Source organism: Mesorhizobium sp. WSM4810 (genome assembly GCF_055811235.1).
In genome coordinates, this window is record NZ_JBVVQV010000130.1 from 1 (window position 1) to 265 (window position 265).

At 66.0% G+C, this 265-nt stretch carries 1 protein-coding gene; it reads left to right on the plus strand.

The window, feature by feature from the left end:
- Window positions 1–265 (plus strand): hypothetical protein (locus tag AC0L3O_RS35595; protein ID WP_473618179.1); only part of this gene is annotated, 265 nt, incomplete at both ends.

Sequence of the window (265 nt, forward strand, 5' to 3'; positions counted from 1 at the left end):
GCTGTCGGAGGCGGATTATCGCGACATCGCGCGCTGCTTCTGGGACCAGTATCTGTCGCTGCCCGCGACGCAATCGGTCCGCCACCTGTTCCATGGCGATCGGCTGGAGCGCCGGATGCGCGAGAGCATCGAATATGCCCGGCTGAAATACGGCGACCCGTTCGACGACGGCTGGGTGAAGATCGCCCACCGCCATGCCGACCAGTGCATGCGATCGAACGTCCCCCTGCCCAGCTTGCAGGCCGCGCTCGCCCATTCGCACAGC